Genomic DNA, 18,930 nt, shown 5'->3' on the forward strand with positions numbered 1-18,930 from the left:
CCCGCCCCCCTCCCGCAAGCGGGAGGGGAGAAATATTGAATCCCCTCCTCCACCCGCCTAAGGCCGCATTCGATGACCAAGGCCCCTGCCCTGCTGCCCGAAGGCCTCCGCGATCGCCTGCCCGCGCAGGCCGAGGCCGCCTCGCGCGTCACGCGCGCGCTCGTCGATGCGATGCGCGCGCACGGCTATGGCCGCGTATCGCCGCCGCTCGCGGAGTTTCGCGAAACGCTCGGCGGCGACGATGAGCGCTCAACCCGCGACCTGCTGCGTTTCACCGACCCGGTGTCGCAGCGCACGCTGGCGCTACGCCCCGACATTACGCGGCAGGTTGGCCGCATCGCGACTTCGCTCCTCGCCGGCGCGCCGCGCCCGCTGCGCCTTTGCTACGCGGGACAGGTCGTCAAACTGCGCGCCAGCCAGCTCCGCCCGGCGCGCGAGATGTTGCAGGTCGGCGCCGAGTTGATCGGCAGCGATAGCGTCGCCGCCGCACGCGAGATCGTGACGGTCGCGATCGACGCGCTCGACGCCGCAGGCATCGGCCCCGTCACGATCGATTTCACCCTGCCCGACGTCGTCGACCTGCTCGCGGGCGGGCCGCTTCCCGTCGAAGCCGATATCCAGCAACTGCGCGACGAACTCGACGCCAAGGACGCCGGCGCACTGACGCGGATCGGCGCAACCGCCTATCTGCCGCTGCTCCGCGCGACCGGCCCGTTCGATCAGGCGATTGCCGACCTCCGCGCCTTCGACACCACCGGCGTTCTCACCGCCCGCATCGACGCGCTCGAAGCGATCGCCGCGCCGATCCGCGACCGTGTCACGCTGACGCTCGATCCGACCGAGCGCCACGGTTTCGCCTATCAGAGCTGGTTCGGCTTCCAGATTTTTGTGCCCGGACAGGGCGACGCGGTCGGCCGCGGTGGCGGCTATTCGATTCCCGTCGGCGAGCAGGAAGAATCGGCGGTGGGCTTTTCGCTCTATCCCGATCCGCTGATCGACGCAGGGCTCGGCGCCGAAAACATGGCCGAGCGCCGCATTTTTCTGCCGCTCGGCCACGACCCGGCGCTCGCCGCAAGCCTGCGCGCCGACGACTGGCAGACGGTCGCCGCGCTGTCGGAGAGCGACGACGCCCGCGCGCTCGGCTGCGGTTTCATCCTTGGCCGCGACGGACCCGTGGAAGTTTAAAAGTCCGCCCCGCCGAAGCGCGCCATGCCCTGATTGAACCCCGGCGGGTCGAGCACGGTGACGTCGAGGTCGATCGGCTCGCCGATCCAGTGCGCAAGGCTGGTATGGTCGGCGAGGTCGTCGTCGGTCAGCGGATGGACCAGCGCGCGCAGCCCTGTCGGCTCGATCGCCGCGATAACGGCGTCCTGCGACCGCGCCAGAAAATGCACCTCATATTGCGCGATCGGATGCGGACCGACCGGACGGTCGGTCATCGCTCCCACGAACAGGATCGCCGGGTCGCGCCCGAAATCGTCGTGCAGCGCCGCCGCAGCGGGGCGCTCGGCGGGGTCATAATAGATATGGGCGTGATAGGGGGCGTCTGGGTTTGTCATCTCCCCTCCCTATCGCAGCGATCAGCGCGCGAACAGCCGTTTCAGCCAGACGTCGACCGCTGCGGTGGGCGCATAGGACGGATCGCCCAACCGCCGGTTGATTTCGGCATGCCCCTGCAACCCCTCGCCCGGAAAACTGCCGTGCTCGACGCGGCTGCCCCCGGTTTCAAGAACCGCGCCCAAGGCTTTGGCCTGCCGCACGCCATCGGGACGCTGCACATAGAGCAGCAGGAAGTCCGGCGCATTGGGCGCGGCCGCCTGCTGCGTCGGTGACAGGGCCATTTGCCGCGCGGGATCGGTCCCGAACGCCTGCACATAGGTCTTCTTCATGATCGGCGGACCATCTTTCATCTGCGCCGCCACATCATAGGCCGCCCCGTCGATCGGAATCACGCCCGATATGTCGGCAAAGGACAGGCCCGCGCCCTGCAGATAGCGTTCGTCGGTGCCGACCAGCGCGACGAGATGCGCGCCGGCGCTATGCCCCATCAGCACGATGCGCCGCCGGTCGATGCCGAGCATGTTCGCGCGATCGACCAGTGCCTTCACCGCCGCAGCGACATCGGCCGCCTGCTGCTCGACCGTCGCAGCGGGGACGAGCCGGTAGTCGATCGATGCGAAGGCATAGCCTTGCTGGGGAAAATGCTCGGCCTTGAAACGCCCCGTCGCATTGTCCTTGCTGCCGCGCTTCCACCCACCGCCGTGGACAAAGACGATCAGCGGCGCCGGCCCTTTCGTCCCCTTTGCGCGCCAGATATCGAGCCGTTGAAGGGCGGCGGTCCCATAGGAAATCGTCTCGCTGCCCGGCGCCTTCGGGCCTTCATCGGCGCCCATGCGCTCGGCAAGGCGTGCATCGATCCGGTCGCGCAGCCGTTCGCGGGCATCGGCGAAGGGGCCAGGCACCGAGACACTCGCAACCGCAAATGCGGCAACCGTTATATACCCGATCCATTTTTGCTTGTTCATCGTCGCTCTCCGCTATCCCGGCGCATGCGCTTCTCGCCCGGATTTGTCGCAAAAACTTGCCACCATCCCTTGCCTCTCCGGCCAAATCCGCTAAGGCCGCGCCGGGCCGAAAGGCGCCAATCAGCAGGACAGCATCATGGCAAATGTTACCGTCATCGGGTCGCAATGGGGCGACGAGGGCAAGGGCAAGATCGTCGACTGGCTCGCCAGCCGTGCCGATGCCGTGGTCCGCTTCCAAGGCGGTCACAACGCCGGCCATACGCTTGTCGTCGGCGAGCAGGTTTACAAGTTGTCGCTGCTGCCTTCGGGCATCGTGACGGGCACACTGTCGATCATCGGCAACGGCGTCGTGCTCGACCCGTGGGCACTGCGCGACGAGATCGCCAAGCTGCGCGGTCAGGGCGTCGAGATCAACGCCGAGAATTTCGCGATCGCCGACAATTGCGCGCTGATCCTGCCCTTCCACCGCGACCTCGATGCGCTGCGCGAGACCGCCGCGGGTGCGGGCAAGATCGGCACCACCGGCCGCGGCATCGGCCCCGCCTATGAGGACAAGGTCGGCCGCCGCGCGATCCGCGTGTGCGACCTTGCGCATCTCGACAAGCTCGAACCGCAGCTCGACCGCCTGACCGCGCACCACGACGCGCTCCGCGCCGGCTTCGGCGAGCCGCCCATCGACCGCGAGCGGTTGGTCGCCGACCTTCGCGAGATCGCCGACTATGTGCTCGAATATGCGCAGCCCGTCTGGAAGCGCCTGAAAAAGGTCCGCAAGGCCGGCGCACGCATCCTGTTCGAGGGCGCGCAGGGCGTGCTGCTCGACATCGACCATGGCACCTATCCCTTCGTCACCAGCTCGAACACGGTGAGCGGCACTGCGGCGTCGGGTTCGGGCCTCGGCCCCTCGGCGGTCGGCTTCGTGCTCGGCATCGCCAAGGCCTATACGACGCGCGTCGGCAGCGGCCCCTTCCCGACCGAGCTCGAGGACGAGATCGGCCAGCGGCTCGGCGAGCGCGGGCATGAATTCGGCACCGTCACCGGGCGCAAGCGCCGCTGCGGCTGGTTCGATGCTGTGCTCGTGCGCCAGAGCTGCGCGGTGTCGGGTGTCACCGGCGTCGCGCTCACCAAATTGGACGTGCTCGACGGTTTCGACACGATCCGCATCTGCACCGGTTATCGCCTCCGCGGCAAGATCCTCGACTATTTCCCGGCGCACTCGGCCGACCAGGCCGAGGTCGAGCCGATCTACGAGGAAATGGACGGCTGGCACGAATCGACCGCGGGCGCGCGCAGCTATGCCGATCTGCCCGCACAGGCGATCAAATATATCCAGCGCGTGCAGGAACTGATCGAAACCCCGATCGCGCTGGTGTCGACGAGCCCCGAACGCGAGGACACGATCCTGATTCGCGATCCGTTCAGCGACTGAGCCGAAAGCGCCGGTCGTCGCACGGACGCGGCGGCCGGACGCAATCGGGCCCGCCGTCACTGAACTGCCATCCGCCGTGCCTAGTTGGCTGTGGATGACCAGCCGCGAAACGACGCACCTCCTCGCGCGTCCCGATATCTACGACGCCCTGCCGCGCCCGGCGCGCGAGCGGCTGGAAGTCATCGCCTTCGGCGCCATCCAGTGGCCCTGGCTGCTGCGATCATTGTGGGGCGGACGAAAGGCCGAGAAAGCCGCGCTGCTACGCCGGCTCGACCTTCCCGACGATGCGCTGCCACATCTCGGCAGCTGGAAAGCCGACACGCGCTTTCTGACGCATATCGTCGACGCGATTGAGGCATTGCGCCCGGCGGTCGTGGTCGAGCTCGGCTGCGGGGCGAGCAGCCTTGTCATTGCGAAGGCGCTGTCGATGTTCGGCGGCGGGCGGCTCGTCAGTTACGACCAGCATCAGGAATTTGTCACCGCCACCGCGCACTGGCTTGCCGGTCAGGGGGTTTCCGCCGACCTTCGCCACGCGCCGCTCGGACCGCCGCCCGGCGACTGGCCGGGCCTGTGGTATCAACTCGCCGACCTGCCGGCGGACATCGGCCTGCTCGTGATCGACGGCCCGCCATGGGCCTTGCATCCGCTGGTACGCGGGGCGGCCGAATCGCTGTTCCCCCGCCTTGCCGACGGAGCGACGATCCTGCTCGATGACGCCGCCCGGCCGGGCGAGCGTCTCGTCGCGCGGCGCTGGCAGAAGAGATGGCCGCAGATCGATTTCGCGTTCGACCGGTCGGGCACGAAGGGCACGCTCATCGGCCGCGTTCCGGGCTGACATCGGGCAACTGGACGCGTATGTCGGTGACAGCCATTCCTTTCAAGGTGACCCCATGCCGCGCCATATCCTCGTTTTCTACGGCAGCTATCGCCGCGACCGGCAGGGTATCAAGCTCGCGCGCTGGCTCGTCGATGCCATCGATGCGCGCGGCGACAGCGCCGAACTGATCGACGCGAAAGCGGTCGACCTCCCGATGCTCGACCGCATGTACAAGGAATATCCGAAGGGCGAGGCGCCTGCGGCGATGGAGGAACTTGCGGGGAAGATCCGCGCCGCCGACGGTTTCCTGTTCGTCACCGGCGAATATAATTGGGGGCCGCAGCCGGGGCTCAAGAATCTGACCGATCATTTTCTCGAGGAATGGTTCTGGCGCCCCGCCGCGATCGCCTGTTATTCGGCGGGCCCATGGTCGGGGGTGCGCGCGATGATGGGCTGGCGCGACACGCTCGGTGAGATGGGAATGGCGGTCACCTCGTCGATCCTGCCGGTCGGGCGGATCGGCGGCGCGTTCGACGCCGAGGGCAATCCGACGGGCGACGACGGCGCGCGGCTTCAAAAGAGCTTCCCGCGCTTCGCCGACGACCTCAATTGGTGGATAGACGCCGCCAAGGCGCAGCGCGCGAAGGTCGATCCGCCCTACTAAGCCTGCTCTAGCCAGACTTGAGTTCGCGGCCGAGCCGCAGGCTGGCGCGCCAGAAGAAGAAGGCGGGGATGAGGCCGAGCCACGCCGCGCCATAAAGAACGTAGCGCACACTTTCTTCGCCATAAGCGGGCGCGAGCGCGTCCGACAGCACGCCGAAGAGGAACGGGCCAAAGCCCAGCCCGATCAGATTCTGACCGAACAGCATGATCGACGCCGCGACCGCGCGCGCCTGCGGCCGCACCAGTCCCTGTACGCAGGCATACGCAGGACCATAATAGGCCGAATTGAGGATGGTCGGGACGATAAGCAGCGCTACTGCGACGCGCCAGTCGTCCATTTGATAGCCGAGAAAGAGGATCGGGGCGCCGACGGCCATGCCATAAGCAGGCAAGGTCAGGATATGTCGCTTGTCGCGCTTGCCGAAAATGTCGGCGCATTTGCCGCCGAGCCAGGTGCCGAATACCCCTGCCAGCCCCAACACCACTGCCATCGAGAGTCCCGCTTCGGTCGTCGACAGGCCGTGGCTGCGGATGAAGAAGCTGATCGTCCACAGCGCCTTGCCATAGCCGAGAAAGGCGGTGACGGACGCCGCGATCAATATGTAGAGAAACGCGCGCGACGAAAAGATTTCGCGCATCGCCTGGCGCGCGGGAAGCTGTGCGGGCGCAGCGGTCGCCGTCGTTTCGACGGGCCGGTGATGCCGCGGTTCGCGCATCACGAACAGCACTACCAGCGCGAGGAGCATACCGGGCGCCCCGACGAGCATCAGCGCGATGCGCCAGCCGTATAGATCGTTGACGATACCGCCGAGAATCAGTCCGAGCAACGAGCCGATCGGCACGCCGAGCCCGTAAAAGGCGATCGCCGACGAGCGTTTTTCGGGCACCACACTATCCGAAATCAGCGAATGCGCGGCGGGCGTGCACCCAGCCTCCCCCACGCCGACACCGATGCGCGCGAGGAGCAATTGCACGAAATTCTGCGCGAGCCCGCACACCGCGGTCATCGCCGACCAGATGGCGAGCGCGAGGGCGATCAGCCGGACGCGGTTCGTCCCCTCCCGGTCGGCATAGCGCGCGATCGGGATGCCGAGCAGCGCATAAAAAACGGCGAAGGCCGGGCCTGCAAGCAGGCCAAGCTGGGTATCCGAAAGGCCGAGGTCGGCCTTGATCGGTTCGGCGAGGATGTTGACGATCTGCCGGTCGAGGAAATTGAAGATATAGACGATCAGCAGGATCCACAGCATCGTCCGCGTCTGCGCGGAAACGCTGGTGGCTGACGGCGAAGCGATACCCGGGGCCGGAGCGGCTTTGTCAGTCATCTATCTCTCCCGCCGCCATCGGAGCAGACCGGAGGGACCGGTGTCAACGCCCTTGCGGTGCGCCGGGAAGGCCGTTCGCAATTGCCGTTACGGCGCCCGCCGCGCGGCGCATGGAAAAATTTTTCGGCCGGTCAGTGTCGGTCGCGCCGCCGCTTCCGATCCCTGCCCTCCAGCTCGAGCAATTCCATCGGGACATGGATCGCACGCACCGCGAGACGGACCTCGACGAGAAAAAGGATCAGCGAGACGAGCAGCAACAGCATCGCTGCCGCAAAGGCCCATGACGCCGCGACTCCAAGATTGATTCCGGTAAAGGCCTGGGTGAACAGCAAAGCGACGAGCAGGCAGACGACGATGCCGCACGCCACGGCAGAGAGGATCGAATTGTTGATGATCCCCATCCGCCGGTCGGCGATGCGCAGTTCGGCGACGATGCGTTCATGCTCGACGCCTTCGGTGTCGGCCCAGCGTTCCATCAGGTTGCGCGAGCGATCGACGACGCGCGCCAGCCGCCCCGCGATGACGTTGAGCAGGCTGCCGGTCGCGACCAGCAGGAACACCGGCGTGACCGACAGTTGGATCGTCTGCGCAATCGCGCCGGCGTCGAGGTCCATCATCCCCCGGCTGCGACCGACGGCGTGTTGACCCCGTGCATGGCGAGGAATTTGCGGATGTTGCGCGCCGCCTGCCGGATGCGCTGTTCATTCTCGACCATCGCGATGCGAACATAACCCTCGCCGTCCTCGCCATAGCCGACGCCCGGCGCGACCGCGACCTTGGCATGGGTCAGAAGCTGCTTCGAGAATTCGAGGCTGCCCATTTCCTTGAGCGCGGGCGGCAGCGGCGCCCAGGCGAACATCGACGCGGGCGGGCTCGGAATGTCCCAGCCGGCGCGCGCGAAGCTTTCGACCATCACGTCGCGGCGCTTCTGGTAAAGCTCGCGGTTTTTGGCGACGATGTCCTGCGGACCATTAAGCGCGGCGCAGGCCGCGGCCTGGATCGGGGTGAAGGCGCCGTAATCGAGATAGGATTTGACCCGTGTCATCGCGGCGATCAGCTTTTTGTTGCCGACCGCAAAACCCATGCGCCAGCCCGCCATCGAATAGGTTTTCGACATCGAGGTGAACTCGATCGCGACATCCTTCGCGCCCGGTACCTGCAGGATCGAAGGCGTCGGATTGCCGTCGTAATAAAGCTCGGAATAGGCGAGGTCGGACAGGATCCACACCTTATTCTCCTTCGCCCAGGCGACGAGCCGCTCATAGAAGGCGAGGTCGACCGCTTCGGCGGTCGGGTTCGACGGATAGTTGACCACCAGGATCGACGGGCGCGGTACGGTGAAGGCCATCGCGCGGTCGAGCGCGCGCCAGTAATTCTCGTCGGGCGTCGTCGGAACGCTGCGGATCGTCGCGCCGGCGATGATGAAGCCGAAGGTGTGAATCGGATAGCTGGGGTTCGGCGCGAGCACGACGTCGCCGGGGCCGGTGATTGCGGTCGCGAGGCTCGCAAGCCCCTCCTTCGACCCCATCGTCACGACGACTTCACTTTCGGGATCGAGCTCGACGTTGAAGCGGCGCCCGTAATAATTGGCCTGCGCGCGGCGGAGGCCCGGAATGCCCTTCGACTGCGAATAGCCGTGCGCGTCGGGCTTCATCGCGACTTCGCACAGCTTTTCGATCACATGCGCGGGCGGCGGCAGGTCGGGGTTGCCCATACCCAGGTCGATGATGTCCTCTCCCGCGGCGCGGGCGGCCGCACGCATCGCATTCACTTCAGCGATGACGTAGGGCGGCAGGCGCTTGATGCGATAGAATTCATCTTCGGACATGGGAAACTAGAACAACTCCTTTGCGTTACGGGAAGGTCAGAACCTGATTGACGCGCGCGGCAATCTCGCCAGCCGCATCGCGGCTTGTTATAGGCATTATATCCGCACTGACCAGCAGGAACGAGCATGAACGATACGGGTAAGGACGACACGACCGAGACGCCGAATCCCTTCATGCCATCACCCGATGACCTGCAGCATTGGGCCAGTGTCATGGGCCGCGCGCAGCAGATGATGCTCGAATATGCGCTGGGTCAGGCCAACCAGGGCAACAGCGCCGCGGCGGGTATGTTCGACCCCGCGAGCTGGCTGCAAAATCCGACCACCCAGCTGTGGGCCGAACAATCGTCGAAGCTGTGGGAACAGGGCGTGGCCTTCTGGACTTCGCTCGCGACGATCCAGCCGTCGTTCGCGCCGGACGCCGATGCGCCGAAAGACAAGCGTTTCGCCGATCCCGACTGGACCGCCAACCCGGTCTTCGCGCTGATCCGCCAAACCTACGGCCTGCTCGCCGAACAATTGCTCACGACCACCCGCACCATGCAGGGGCTCGACGAGCATGCGCGCGCGAAGATGGAATTCGCCGCGAAGAATATGACCGACGCGCTGTCGCCCTCGAACCTTGCGATCACCAATCCCGAAGTGATCAGACGCGCGGTCGAGACGCGCGGCGAAAGCCTGCTCAAGGGGTTGAAGAATATGCTCGCCGACCTGTCGCGCGGGCAACTCTCCCACGTCGACCCCGACGCGTTCGAAGTCGGGGTGAATATCGCGACCACGCCGGGCAAGGTGGTCCACGAAACCGATCTCTATCAGCTGATCCAGTACAGCCCGACGACGAAGGAGGTTTTCACCGTCCCGCTCGTCATCTTCCCGCCGTGGATCAACCGCTTCTACATTCTCGACCTCAATCCCGCGAAAAGCTTCGTAGCTTGGGCGGTCGAACAAGGCCTTTCGGTCTTCATGGTATCGTGGAAGTCGGCCGACGCTTCGATGAGCGAGGTCGTGTGGGACGATTATATCGCGGCGCAGGTCGATGCCATCGATACGGTGCGCGAGCTTCTCGACGTGCCGCACGTCCACACGATCGGCTATTGCGTCGCGGGCACCACGCTCGCCGCGACGCTGGCGATGCTGGCGATGCTCGCTGCGCGCGGCGAGGCCGACAAGGTCCGGTCGGTGACCTTCTTTACTGCGCAGGTCGATTTCGAACTGGCGGGCGACCTCAAAATGTTCGTCGATGAAAGCTATCTGACCCTCCTCCAGCAGCTGTCAGCGGGGGGGTTCCTCGACGGGCGCTATATGGCGGCGACCTTCAACAGTCTGCGCGGCCGCGATCTTATCTGGAATTATGTCGTGAGCAATTATCTGCTCGGCAACGACTATCCGCCTTTCGACCTTCTCTACTGGAACGGCGACGTCACCAACCTGCCCGCGAAGTGGCACCGGCAATATCTGGTCGACCTCTATCGCGACAATCGTTTGGTGATCCCGAACAGCCTGGAGGTGATGGGCACGCCGATCGACCTCAAGAAGATCGAGACCCCCGCCTATATCCAGGCGGGCCGCGAGGATCATATCGCGCCGCTCGCGAGCGTCTGGCGGCTGATGGACCATCTCTCGGGGGCCAAGACCTTCGTGCTCGCGGGTTCGGGCCACATCGCCGGCGTGGTCAACCCGCCCGCGGCGGGCAAATATCAATATTGGACCGGCGACAACGGGGCCGCGTCGCTCGACGATTTTGTTGCGAGCGCGTCCGAGACCAAGGGCAGTTGGTGGCCGCACTGGATCGGCTGGATCGCGCAGCAGGATGATGAAAAAAGCGCCGCCAAGGGCGCGCGCATCCCCGGTAAAGGCAAGAAAAAGCCGATCGAGGACGCCCCCGGCCGCTACGTCAAACAGCGGTAATATCTGGCGAATATATCGGCGCTCTGGCCGACGGTGCAGCATTTTTGTGCGCTGCACAAATTTTTTCTTGAAATCGCCGATCCACTCCTATATTGTGCAGTGCAACATAAAGGAGTTGTCCCGATGGCTACCAAGATGGATAGTGCCGAAAAGGCTTTCGAAGCCGCGACGCTGGAAACCGCCGCCAAGCCGGTGGCCGCTCCTACCGCTCCCGCCGAAGCTGCATCCGCGGCGAAAGCGGCGGCGCCCGTGAAAACCAAGACTGTCGCGGCGAAGGCCAAGCCGGTCCAAAAGAAAGCCGCAAAGCCGGCAGCCAAGAAGGTCGCCCCCAAGAAGGCGGCTGCGAAGACCATTGCCCCCAAGCCCGCGAAAGCCGCGCCGAAGCCGGCCGCTCTCGCCACCAAAGGACTGAAGACCATGAACGACACCGTCAAGAAGTTCGCCGAAGAAGCGAAGACCCGCGCCGAAACCCTGACCGCCGACTTCAACGAGAAGGCGAAGGAAGCCATGGCCAAGTCGAGCAAGCTCGCCGAAGAAGCCGTCGAATTCAACAAGGCGAACATCGAAGCCCTCGTCGAATCGGGCAAGATCGCTGCCAAGGGCATCGAAACGCTCGGCCAGGAAGGCGTCACCTTCGCTCGCAAGAGCTTCGAAGACACGACCGCCGCGCTGAAGGGCTATACCGCCGTCAAGACCCCGGCCGACTTCTTCAAGCTCTATGCCGAGAACAGCAAGAAGGCGTTCGACGCCGCTGTCGCGCAGACCTCGAAGACCAGCGAACTCGTCGTCAAGCTGACGAACGACAGCTTCGCGCCGATCTCGAACCGCGTTTCGGTCATCACTTCGAAGATGAAGGCCGCCTAAGCGCCCTCTCTTCCATCGTTGGCGCGGGCGACTCCCCTCCCTCTCCCCGCCTGCGCCGACACCCCAAGGCCGCTCGCTTCCCCGGAAGCGGGCGGTTCTTGTTTTGGTTCTGCCCGCTGGCGAACAAGAGGTTAAAATCCGCGACCGCGCCCCTTGCGCTTCGGCCGCGGCTTGCGATATTCCTGCGATGATGTTTCCAGTTTCGACCATCCAGCCGGTCCGCGCCATGGCGGAGTCAAAGAATGTCCGCGCCATGGCGGACAAGGACGACGGCTCGCCCGGCAGCCCCGGCGTTGGTATCGCGACGCGCACCCGCGCCAAGGCGAAAAAGCCCTCGATGTACAAGGTGCTGCTGCTCAACGACGATTACACGCCGATGGAATTCGTCGTGATGGTGCTCCAGCGTTTCTTCAACATGGATATCGAGCAGGCGACGCAGGTGATGCTGCACGTCCACCAGCAGGGCGTCGGCGTGTGCGGCGTGTTCAGCTACGAAGTCGCCGAGACCAAGGTAAACCAGGTGATGGACGCCGCGAGGCAGAACCAGCATCCGCTGCAATGCACGCTGGAAAAGGCCTGATCAGCCCGATTTTGCGGCCTGTTCGGCTTTGAGCGCCAGCGACGGCTCCCCTTTCAGATCGCCATAGCGCAGCGGCTCGCCGCACCCCGGACAGACGGTCGATGTGCCGACGTCGGCACCGCAAGCGCGATGGGTATAGCGCATGGCCGGCCCTCCCCCCGTCTCACCCTCTTCATAGGCCCAGCGTTCGGCCCAGTTGCGCATCGCGTAGAGGACGTCGAACAGATCCTTGCCCTTCGCGGTCAGGCGATATTCGTAGCGCGGCGGCCGCTCTCGATAGGCGCGGCGTTCGATCACCCCTTGCTCGACCAGCAGCTTGAGCCGCGCCGATACGATCTGCGGACCGAGCCCGGTGTTCGCCGCGATCTCCTCGAACCGCCGCCGCCCGAAGAACAGGTCGCGCAGGATCAGGAGCACCGCGCGGTCGCCGAGCAATTCGGCCGAGCGGCCGACGGGGCAGAACGTATCCGACAAATCCGCGCGTTTGGGCATTGTTCCAGCACTTCCCCTTCCTCGTCATTCCCGCGAATGCGGGAACCCAGTTCCGGCGCTGGTTCGCTGGGTTCCCGCGTTCGCGGGAATGACGATTAAATTTAATCCTTGTTACTATGATTATCATAGTTACGATGTGGCGCAACAGGAGAGTCGCTGATGCCCAACCCCGCAGCCGTCATCATCGGAGCCGGAGACGCCACCGGCGGCGCGATCGCCCGCGCCTTTGCCGCCGCGGGCCTCACCGCCTGCGTCAACCGCCGCGAACGCAACGCCGAGCAGCTGGAAGCCCTCGCGCAGCAGATCCGCGACGACGGGCATCAGGCGCGCGCCTTCCCCGCCGACGCGCGCGTGGAAGAAGCGATGATTGCGCTGTTCGATCAGGTCGAGGCCGAGGTCGGCCCGGTCGAGGTCGCGGTGTTCAACATCGGCGCGAATGTGAATTTCCCGATCGTCGACACGACGGTGCGCGTCTACACCAAGGTCTGGGAAATGGCATGCCTCGGCGGCTTCCTGATGGGCGGCGAGGCGCATGGCGCCGCGGGGCCGCGGTACGATCATCTTCACCGGCGCGACCGCGTCCCTGCGCGGCGGATCGGGTTTCTCCGCCTTTTCGGGTGCCAAGGGCGCGCTCCGCATGCTTGCGCAGTCGATGGCGCGCGAACTCGGCCCGCAGGGCATCCACGTTGCGCACACGATCATCGACGGCGCGATCGACACCGAATTCATCAAAGGGCGCCATCCCGATTTCGACAACGCGAAAGCACGGGATCTGATCCTCAATCCCGCAGCCATCGCCGCCAATTATGTGATGCTCCACAGGCAGCCCAAAAGCGCTTGGACGCACGAACTCGATCTTCGCCCCTGGGGAGAAAAATGGTGACCAAAACGCTCGAACTCATCTTCGACTTCGGCAGCCCCAACGCCTATCTCTCGATGAAGGCGCTTCCCGACCTGCTCGACCGCACGGGCGCCGATCTCGTCATCGCCCCCTGTCTTTTGGGCGGCATCTTCAAGGCGACGGGCAACAAGGCGCCGATGATCCAATATGCCGACGCGCCCGCGAAGCTCGCATATGAGAATCTCGAAATGCGCCGCTTCATCGCGAAGCACGGCCTCGTCAGATTCCGCATCAATCCGCATTTTCCCGTCAACACGCTGACCGTCATGCGCGGCGCGATCGTCGCCGAGGACGAAGGCAATCTTGACGATTATGTCGACGCGGTTAACCGCGCGATGTGGGAGGAAGGCCTCAAGATGGACGATCCGGAGGTGATCGCACCCTTCCTCTCGGCGAACGGCTTCGACGGCCCCGCCCTCCTCGCGCGCACGCAGGAGCCCGCGATCAAGGCAAGGCTGGCCGCCAACACCGAAGCCGCGGTCGCGCGCGGCGTGTTCGGCATCCCGACCTTTTTCGTCGGCGGCGAGATGTTCTTCGGCAAGGACCGGCTGGCGCAGGTCGAGGAAGCACTCGGCCAGATCGAGGCTTAGGCCTGCGCCGCGGGCGGCGGGCGCCCGGCGACGAGGATTCCGGCGACGATCAGCGCCAGCCCGGCGACATGGAACAGGTGCAGCGCCTCGCCGAGGAACAGCATCGCGAGTCCCGCGCCAATCAGCGGCATGACATTCATATATTGCCCCGTCGCCGCCGAGCCGATCAGTTCGACCCCGCGATTGAAGAAGAGATAGGCGAGAAAGGACGGGAAGATCGAGACATAGGCGATCGCGAGCGCACTCCCCGCCGCCGGAACGATCAGCCGCCCCGACCAGAGTTCGTGCGCGTAGACAGGCGCGATCACCGCGATGCCGACGACCATCGATGCCGCGAGAAAGCTTAGCGGATGCACCACAGGGCGGCGGCGGAGCAGCACCGAGTAGAGCGCCCAGATCAGCACCGCCACGCTGATGATCGCGTCCCCGATATTGAGCCGGAGGCCCCATAGCATCGCAGGATCGCCGCGCGCGATGATCGCGAGCACGCCGGCGAGCGAGATCAGCACTCCCGCAACCTGCCGCAGGCTGGTGCGATCGCCCATCACCAGCGCTCCGGCGATCAGCACAAGCGCGGGCTGGGCCGACTGGATCAGCATCGAATTGAGCGCGGTGGTGCTCTGCAAGCCCGTGTAAAGCAGGATGTTGAACGAACCGATCGCGAGCGCGCCGAGCAGCGCGACGATCGGCCAGTTCGCGCGCAGCACCGGCCAGTCGCGCCGCAAATGCGGCCAGGCGAGCGGCAGCAGCAGCAAGAGCGCGAAGGTCCAGCGCCAGAAAGACAGGGCGGCGGGCGGCACGAGGTCGCGCGCCGCGCGTCCGACGATCGAATTGCCCGCCCAGAACAGCGCGGTGACCGTCAGCAGTGGATAAGCCCGTTTCCAAAGCGCCGCGAACGGGCCACCGTCGTTCATCATTCCGTTCCGCTCACGCCACGCCGGCTCTCTCATTCACGGCTTGGCCGAAAGATGCAATCGGGAGGAGGATATAAGCGACTGCCTTCCGACCGGAATACGACATTCTTTCCATTGTCATCCCGGCGAGGGCCGGGATCTCGCCGGTGCGATAAACCGTTAGGGTGAGATCGTGTTTCAGAGTCACGTGCCTCTGAACACCCTTCGCCGGGATGACGGAACTGAAATGTCCGCTCACCACTCCAAAACCGCCGGCAACCGACGCGTTCGCGCCGACGCGTCTCCAGACGAAGGATTCCCCTTAACTGAAGTCGAGCTGGATGATCTGCGTCGGCGTCGCGCGGCAATACATTTCGATTTGCTTGGCGCCATCGGGATAGGTTGCGGTCATCGCCGCACGGATGCGCCATCCGCCGTTGCCCTGCTCGAGGTGGACGAGCCGGTCGTACGACAGCCGCGTGCCGCCGGTCACCCCGATCTGGCGCGCCGCATCGTTCATGCAGTTTTGCACCGAAGGCCGCGCCGCGCTCGGCAGCGCTGAAAGATTGGCGCTCAATGTCGCCGGAGGCCCCGCCGGATAGGTCGGCGTTGGCGTGCCGTCCTGCACCGGCTCGCCGGCTTCGGCCTTTTTCTTCTTGCTCTGGCTCGCGAGCAGGGCAAGCAGCCCGCCCGCGACGACGATGCCGCCGATGATCAGCCCGGTGCTCGGCCCCTTATCCTTGTCCTTTTCGGGCGGCCGGAGGTTGCGATAGCCATAGCCGAAGTCGGCGCGGCATCCGTTGTTCACCCAGACATAGCTCGAGGTATAGCCCCATTGCCGCCCGGCGTTGCAGCGCCCGCCGATCCGGCGCACCAGTTCGACGCGGTCGTTCGTCGCGACATTGCACTGCTGATAGCGGTTGCTGCGCGACTCGCAGCGGATCGTCCCCGCATAATCGTCGACCGGCTGCGGCAACGGCACCGGATTGCCGCCATTATTGGCATAGCCATAGCGGAACTCGGCGCGGCACCCGCCCGACACCCAGATCTGCGTCGCGGTAAAGCCCCAGTCGCGCCCTTTCGAACAGCGCCCGCCGATGACGCGCATCAATTCGACGCGATTGTTCGTGCGGACGTTACAGCGCTGAAGCCGGTTGTTCCGCGATTCGCAGCGGATGGTTCCGGCATAGCCATCGCCATAGCCGGGGCGCGGCGGCTGGATCTGCGGGCCGCCGGGTGGCGGATAGGGCAAGGTCGTGGCCTGCGGCATCGCGGGCACAGCAAGTTGGCTGGCAATCAAGGTGGCCGTAATCACGACCGTGACGACATTATTCCGCATGACCTTCTCCCCTGTGAAAAGTCGTTTTACGTAAACGCTGCGATTGTCGAGGCCCGATATGGGCAAGAATAGTTTCACATTTTCGATGGGAAAGCCACGACGAAAGCTATTCGCTCATACGGCAACTTAACCATCCTTGGCGGCGCCCACCGCCGGCCGCCATCGCCGGCATGGCCAGTCCGCTTGCGCGGCCCGGCGCATGCGCTAAAGACAGCCGATGGATCAGATCGTCATTCGCGGCGGCCAGCGACTCAAGGGCCGTATCCCCATCTCCGGTGCCAAGAATGCGGCGCTCACCCTGCTGCCCTGCGCGCTGCTCACCGACGAGCCGCTGACGCTTCGCAACCTGCCGCGGCTCGCCGACGTCGACGGATTCGGCCACCTCTTGAACCAGCTCGGCTGCTCGACGACGATCGAGGGATCGCGACCCGAAGATTTCGGCCGCGTGATGACCGCGCGCACGACCACCCTCACCTCGACCGTTGCGCCCTATGACATCGTGCGCAAGATGCGCGCGTCGATCCTCGTGCTCGGACCGCTGCTCGCGCGCGCGGGCGAGGCGACCGTGTCGCTTCCCGGCGGCTGCGCGATCGGCAACCGCCCGATCGACCTCCACCTGAAAGCCCTCGAGGCCTTCGGCGCCGAGATCGAACTTGCGTCGGGCTATGTGAAGGCGAGCGCGCCCGGTGGCGGACGCCTCCCCGGCGGCAAGTTCACCTTCCCCGTCGTCTCGGTCGGCGCGACCGAAAACGCCGTCATGGCGGCGGTGCTCGCCAAAGGCAGCTGCGTGCTCGAAAATGCGGCGCGCGAGCCCGAGATCGTCGACCTGTGCAACTGCCTCGTCGCGATGGGCGCGCATATCGACGGCATCGGCACCGAAACGCTGACGATCGAGGGTGTCGACCGGCTGCACGGCGCAACCTATCGCGTCATGGCCGACCGCATCGAGGCGGGCAGCTATGCCTGCGCCGCGGTCATCACCGAGGGCGATGTCGAGCTGGTCGGCGCCAAGGTCGATGAAATGGACGCGACGCTCGCCGCGCTGCGCGAAGCCGGCGCGACGGTCGAGCCGACCAAGGCCGGCATCCGTGTCGCCATGTCGGGCCGCGCCGAACCCGTCACGCTCTCGACGGCGCCCTACCCGGGCTTCGCAACCGACATGCAGGCCCAGTTCATGGCGATGGCGACGCTCGGCAAGGGCGCGTCGCTGTTCACCGAGACGATCTTCGAAAACCGCTATATGCACGTCCCCGAACTGGCGCGCATGGGTTGCGACATTCAGGTCAAGGGCCGGACCGCGATCGTCCGCGGGGTCGACCATCTGGTCGGCGCGCCGGTGATGGCGACCGACCTGCGCGCATCGATGAGCCTGATCATCGCGGGCCTTGCTGCCGAGGGGCAAACCGAGGTCAACCGCGTCTATCACCTCGACCGCGGTTACGAGCGGCTCGAAGAGAAGCTCCAGGCCGTCGGCGCCGACATCGAGCGGATCAGCGCAGGGTAAGTCTCTCCGCGCGGCCATATTTGCCGCTTGCGCTGCCCTTGATCCAGTCGCCGAGCAATTTGAGATAGCCGTCGGTGATGCGCGTTATACGGCGCGAGCCGTCGGCGGCAGTCGTGAACTCGAACATGCCGTGATCAGTGCGGGGAAAGAGGTAGACGTCGAAGGGCTTGCCTTCTCTCGCAAGCCCGAGCAGCGCGCCGCGCGTCGTTTCGATCGGCGCCTCGCGGTCTTCGCCCGCAAGCACCCACAGCAAAGGCGTATCGAGTTTCCGTAGCGCCGCAACCGCGTCATAGTCCCAGATCAGTTCGAGGTTGTCGAAGCGCGCCCGCCCGATCCGCTTCAGCTCCTCGTTCGGCATGCGCGCAATCGCCCCGCTATACTCGCCCTCGATCTTCGCCGCCCATGGTTGGTCCGCCATCTCGCGTCGCACGGCATCGAGCGCTTCGTAGCCGGTGTCGAAATCCGACAGCAGCAACCCCGCGGTAGCCTGCGACAAGCGGTTGACCAGCGCCTCGGCATCCTTGCCCAGCCCCACCGCGCGCACTTCGGAGACCATCTGCTCGCGATCTTCCTCGATCGGCGAGGCGACGAGGCCGAAGCCGACGGTCACATAGTCGGCCTTGGTCAATGTCGCCGCGAGCGGGGCCACCCAGCCGCCCTGGCTGCCGCCGAAAAAGCCCGCGCGACCGAACCGGCCCGCCGCCATCTCCCGCGCCTTTTCGAGCGCATGCGCCGCATCGGCAGCGAGCAGTTCGAAATTCTGCGTATATTCGCCATCGGAACCGCCCGTCCCGCGCTTGTCGTAGACGAATACCGAAATCCGCTGCGCCGCCATCGCATAGCCATAGATGCCGCCGATCGGCGACGAGCGTTCGGACCCGTGCACCATCACGACGAGCGGACGCGTGGGGTCCGCGCCCGGCGGCTCGATGAGCATGCCCGTCATCTTCGTGCCGACGCTGTCGAAACTCGCCGGCGTCTCGCGGAACGCGACCGGTTGCCAAGCCGCGCCTTTCACATTCACCTGACCGGCATCGCAAGCCAGTGGCGCATCCGGGTCCGACGTCGCGCCACGCCGCCCATCGCGGAACAGATAGCGCAGCCCTGGCGCCGGGATCGACGGGAGCTTCGCAAGTACCACGAAATCGCCATCGGGGGCCGCATAGGTGCCGGGCTGGCAAGCGGCTTGCGCGAAAGCCGGTGCGCCCGGAAGCGCGGCGAGGAGCAACAACGTGCTGGCAAACATCTTCATATCACCGTATTATTACGGCAATACAG

18 protein-coding genes and 1 pseudogene are annotated in these 18,930 nt (G+C 65.3%); 10 read left to right on the plus strand and 9 right to left on the minus strand.

Annotated features, from left to right (window positions below):
* Nucleotides 1-72 precede the first annotated feature (72 nt).
* Complete coding sequence (locus FG95_RS09365) at nt 73-1,185, plus strand: ATP phosphoribosyltransferase regulatory subunit (RefSeq protein WP_037555484.1); 1,113 nt, start codon at nt 73-75, stop codon at nt 1,183-1,185.
* On the opposite strand, the gene FG95_RS09370 is transcribed toward FG95_RS09365, so the two are convergent.
* Complete coding sequence (locus FG95_RS09370; RefSeq protein ID WP_037555485.1) at nt 1,182-1,559, minus strand: DOPA 4,5-dioxygenase family protein; 378 nt, start codon at nt 1,557-1,559, stop codon at nt 1,182-1,184. The two genes, FG95_RS09365 and FG95_RS09370, sit on opposite strands and share 4 nt — an antisense overlap.
* A gap of 21 nt (nt 1,560-1,580) precedes the next feature.
* A complete protein-coding gene (locus FG95_RS09375; protein ID WP_037555486.1) occupies nt 1,581-2,525 on the minus strand; it encodes an alpha/beta hydrolase in 945 nt (314 codons plus the stop codon).
* Between the two features lie 136 nt (nt 2,526-2,661).
* On the opposite strand from FG95_RS09375, the gene FG95_RS09380 reads away from it, so the two are divergent.
* The 3 genes from FG95_RS09380 (at nt 2,662) to FG95_RS09390 (ending at nt 5,432) form a co-directional block, all read left to right on the plus strand.
* Nucleotides 2,662-3,951, plus strand: a complete 1,290-nt coding sequence (locus FG95_RS09380) for an adenylosuccinate synthase (protein WP_037555487.1) — start codon at nt 2,662-2,664, stop codon at nt 3,949-3,951.
* A 94-nt stretch (nt 3,952-4,045) separates the two neighbouring features.
* Entirely contained in the window at nt 4,046-4,786 is a 741-nt protein-coding gene (locus FG95_RS09385; RefSeq protein ID WP_052182256.1) for a class I SAM-dependent methyltransferase, read from the plus strand.
* A gap of 55 nt (nt 4,787-4,841) precedes the next feature.
* Nucleotides 4,842-5,432, plus strand: coding sequence for an NADPH-dependent FMN reductase (locus FG95_RS09390; protein ID WP_037555488.1), 591 nt, complete (start codon nt 4,842-4,844; stop codon nt 5,430-5,432).
* 7 nt (nt 5,433-5,439) lie between these two features.
* Here the strand turns inward: FG95_RS09390 and FG95_RS09395 are convergent, their stop codons facing one another.
* The 3 genes from FG95_RS09395 to FG95_RS09405 all read right to left on the minus strand — a co-directional run bounded on the left by FG95_RS09395 (nt 5,440) and on the right by FG95_RS09405 (nt 8,581).
* Nucleotides 5,440-6,753: a spinster family MFS transporter gene (locus FG95_RS09395; RefSeq protein ID WP_037555490.1), complete on the minus strand. Its 1,314-nt coding sequence runs from the start codon at nt 6,751-6,753 to the stop codon at nt 5,440-5,442.
* Between the two features lie 131 nt (nt 6,754-6,884).
* Entirely contained in the window at nt 6,885-7,370 is a 486-nt protein-coding gene (locus tag FG95_RS09400) for a DUF2721 domain-containing protein (RefSeq protein ID WP_235211518.1), read from the minus strand.
* Nucleotides 7,367-8,581 (minus strand): LL-diaminopimelate aminotransferase, encoded by a 1,215-nt coding sequence (locus FG95_RS09405; RefSeq protein ID WP_037555491.1) that lies wholly within the window; start codon nt 8,579-8,581, stop codon nt 7,367-7,369. The genes FG95_RS09400 and FG95_RS09405 overlap by 4 nt, the downstream gene beginning before the upstream one ends.
* 126 nt (nt 8,582-8,707) lie before the next feature.
* On the opposite strand from FG95_RS09405, the gene FG95_RS09410 reads away from it, so the two are divergent.
* The 3 genes from FG95_RS09410 to clpS all read left to right on the plus strand — a co-directional run bounded on the left by FG95_RS09410 (nt 8,708) and on the right by clpS (nt 11,933).
* Complete coding sequence (locus FG95_RS09410) at nt 8,708-10,489, plus strand: PHA/PHB synthase family protein (protein WP_037555493.1); 1,782 nt, start codon at nt 8,708-8,710, stop codon at nt 10,487-10,489.
* Between the two features lie 123 nt (nt 10,490-10,612).
* Nucleotides 10,613-11,353 (plus strand): phasin family protein, encoded by a 741-nt coding sequence (locus FG95_RS09415; protein WP_052182258.1) that lies wholly within the window; start codon nt 10,613-10,615, stop codon nt 11,351-11,353.
* Nucleotides 11,354-11,579: 226 nt separating this feature from the next.
* The gene (clpS, locus tag FG95_RS09420; RefSeq protein ID WP_037555536.1) at nt 11,580-11,933 is read left to right on the plus strand and encodes an ATP-dependent Clp protease adapter ClpS; all 354 of its coding nucleotides are present in this window, start codon (nt 11,580-11,582) and stop codon (nt 11,931-11,933) included.
* Here clpS and FG95_RS09425 read toward each other — a convergent pair whose 3' ends face one another.
* Nucleotides 11,934-12,425 carry a winged helix-turn-helix transcriptional regulator gene (locus tag FG95_RS09425; RefSeq protein ID WP_037555496.1) on the minus strand — a complete coding sequence of 164 codons (492 nt, stop codon included), beginning with the start codon at nt 12,423-12,425 and terminating at the stop codon, nt 11,934-11,936.
* A gap of 159 nt (nt 12,426-12,584) precedes the next feature.
* Between FG95_RS09425 and FG95_RS21300 the strand changes: the two are divergent.
* Nucleotides 12,585-13,308 (plus strand): annotated as a pseudogene (locus FG95_RS21300) (SDR family NAD(P)-dependent oxidoreductase).
* Complete coding sequence (locus tag FG95_RS09435) at nt 13,302-13,916, plus strand: 2-hydroxychromene-2-carboxylate isomerase (RefSeq protein WP_037555498.1); 615 nt, start codon at nt 13,302-13,304, stop codon at nt 13,914-13,916. The pseudogene FG95_RS21300 and the gene FG95_RS09435 overlap by 7 nt, the downstream one beginning before the upstream one ends.
* Here FG95_RS09435 and FG95_RS09440 read toward each other — a convergent pair.
* Both FG95_RS09440 and FG95_RS19875 read right to left on the minus strand, forming a co-directional pair.
* A complete protein-coding gene (locus FG95_RS09440; protein ID WP_037555499.1) occupies nt 13,913-14,833 on the minus strand; it encodes a DMT family transporter in 921 nt (306 codons plus the stop codon). The two genes, FG95_RS09435 and FG95_RS09440, sit on opposite strands and share 4 nt — an antisense overlap.
* Nucleotides 14,834-15,131: 298 nt before the next feature.
* Complete coding sequence (locus FG95_RS19875; protein ID WP_052182259.1) at nt 15,132-16,148, minus strand: DUF3011 domain-containing protein; 1,017 nt, start codon at nt 16,146-16,148, stop codon at nt 15,132-15,134.
* A gap of 217 nt (nt 16,149-16,365) precedes the next feature.
* On the opposite strand from FG95_RS19875, the gene murA reads away from it, so the two are divergent.
* Complete coding sequence (gene murA / locus FG95_RS09455) at nt 16,366-17,652, plus strand: UDP-N-acetylglucosamine 1-carboxyvinyltransferase (RefSeq protein WP_037555501.1); 1,287 nt, start codon at nt 16,366-16,368, stop codon at nt 17,650-17,652.
* On the opposite strand, the gene FG95_RS09460 is transcribed toward murA, so the two are convergent.
* Nucleotides 17,639-18,904, minus strand: a complete 1,266-nt coding sequence (locus FG95_RS09460) for an alpha/beta hydrolase family protein (RefSeq protein WP_037555502.1) — start codon at nt 18,902-18,904, stop codon at nt 17,639-17,641. The two genes, murA and FG95_RS09460, sit on opposite strands and share 14 nt — an antisense overlap.
* Between the last annotated feature and the right edge of the window lie 26 nt (nt 18,905-18,930).

It is taken from the genome of Sphingopyxis sp. LC363 (assembly GCF_000756385.1).
GTDB lineage: Bacteria > Pseudomonadota > Alphaproteobacteria > Sphingomonadales > Sphingomonadaceae > Sphingopyxis.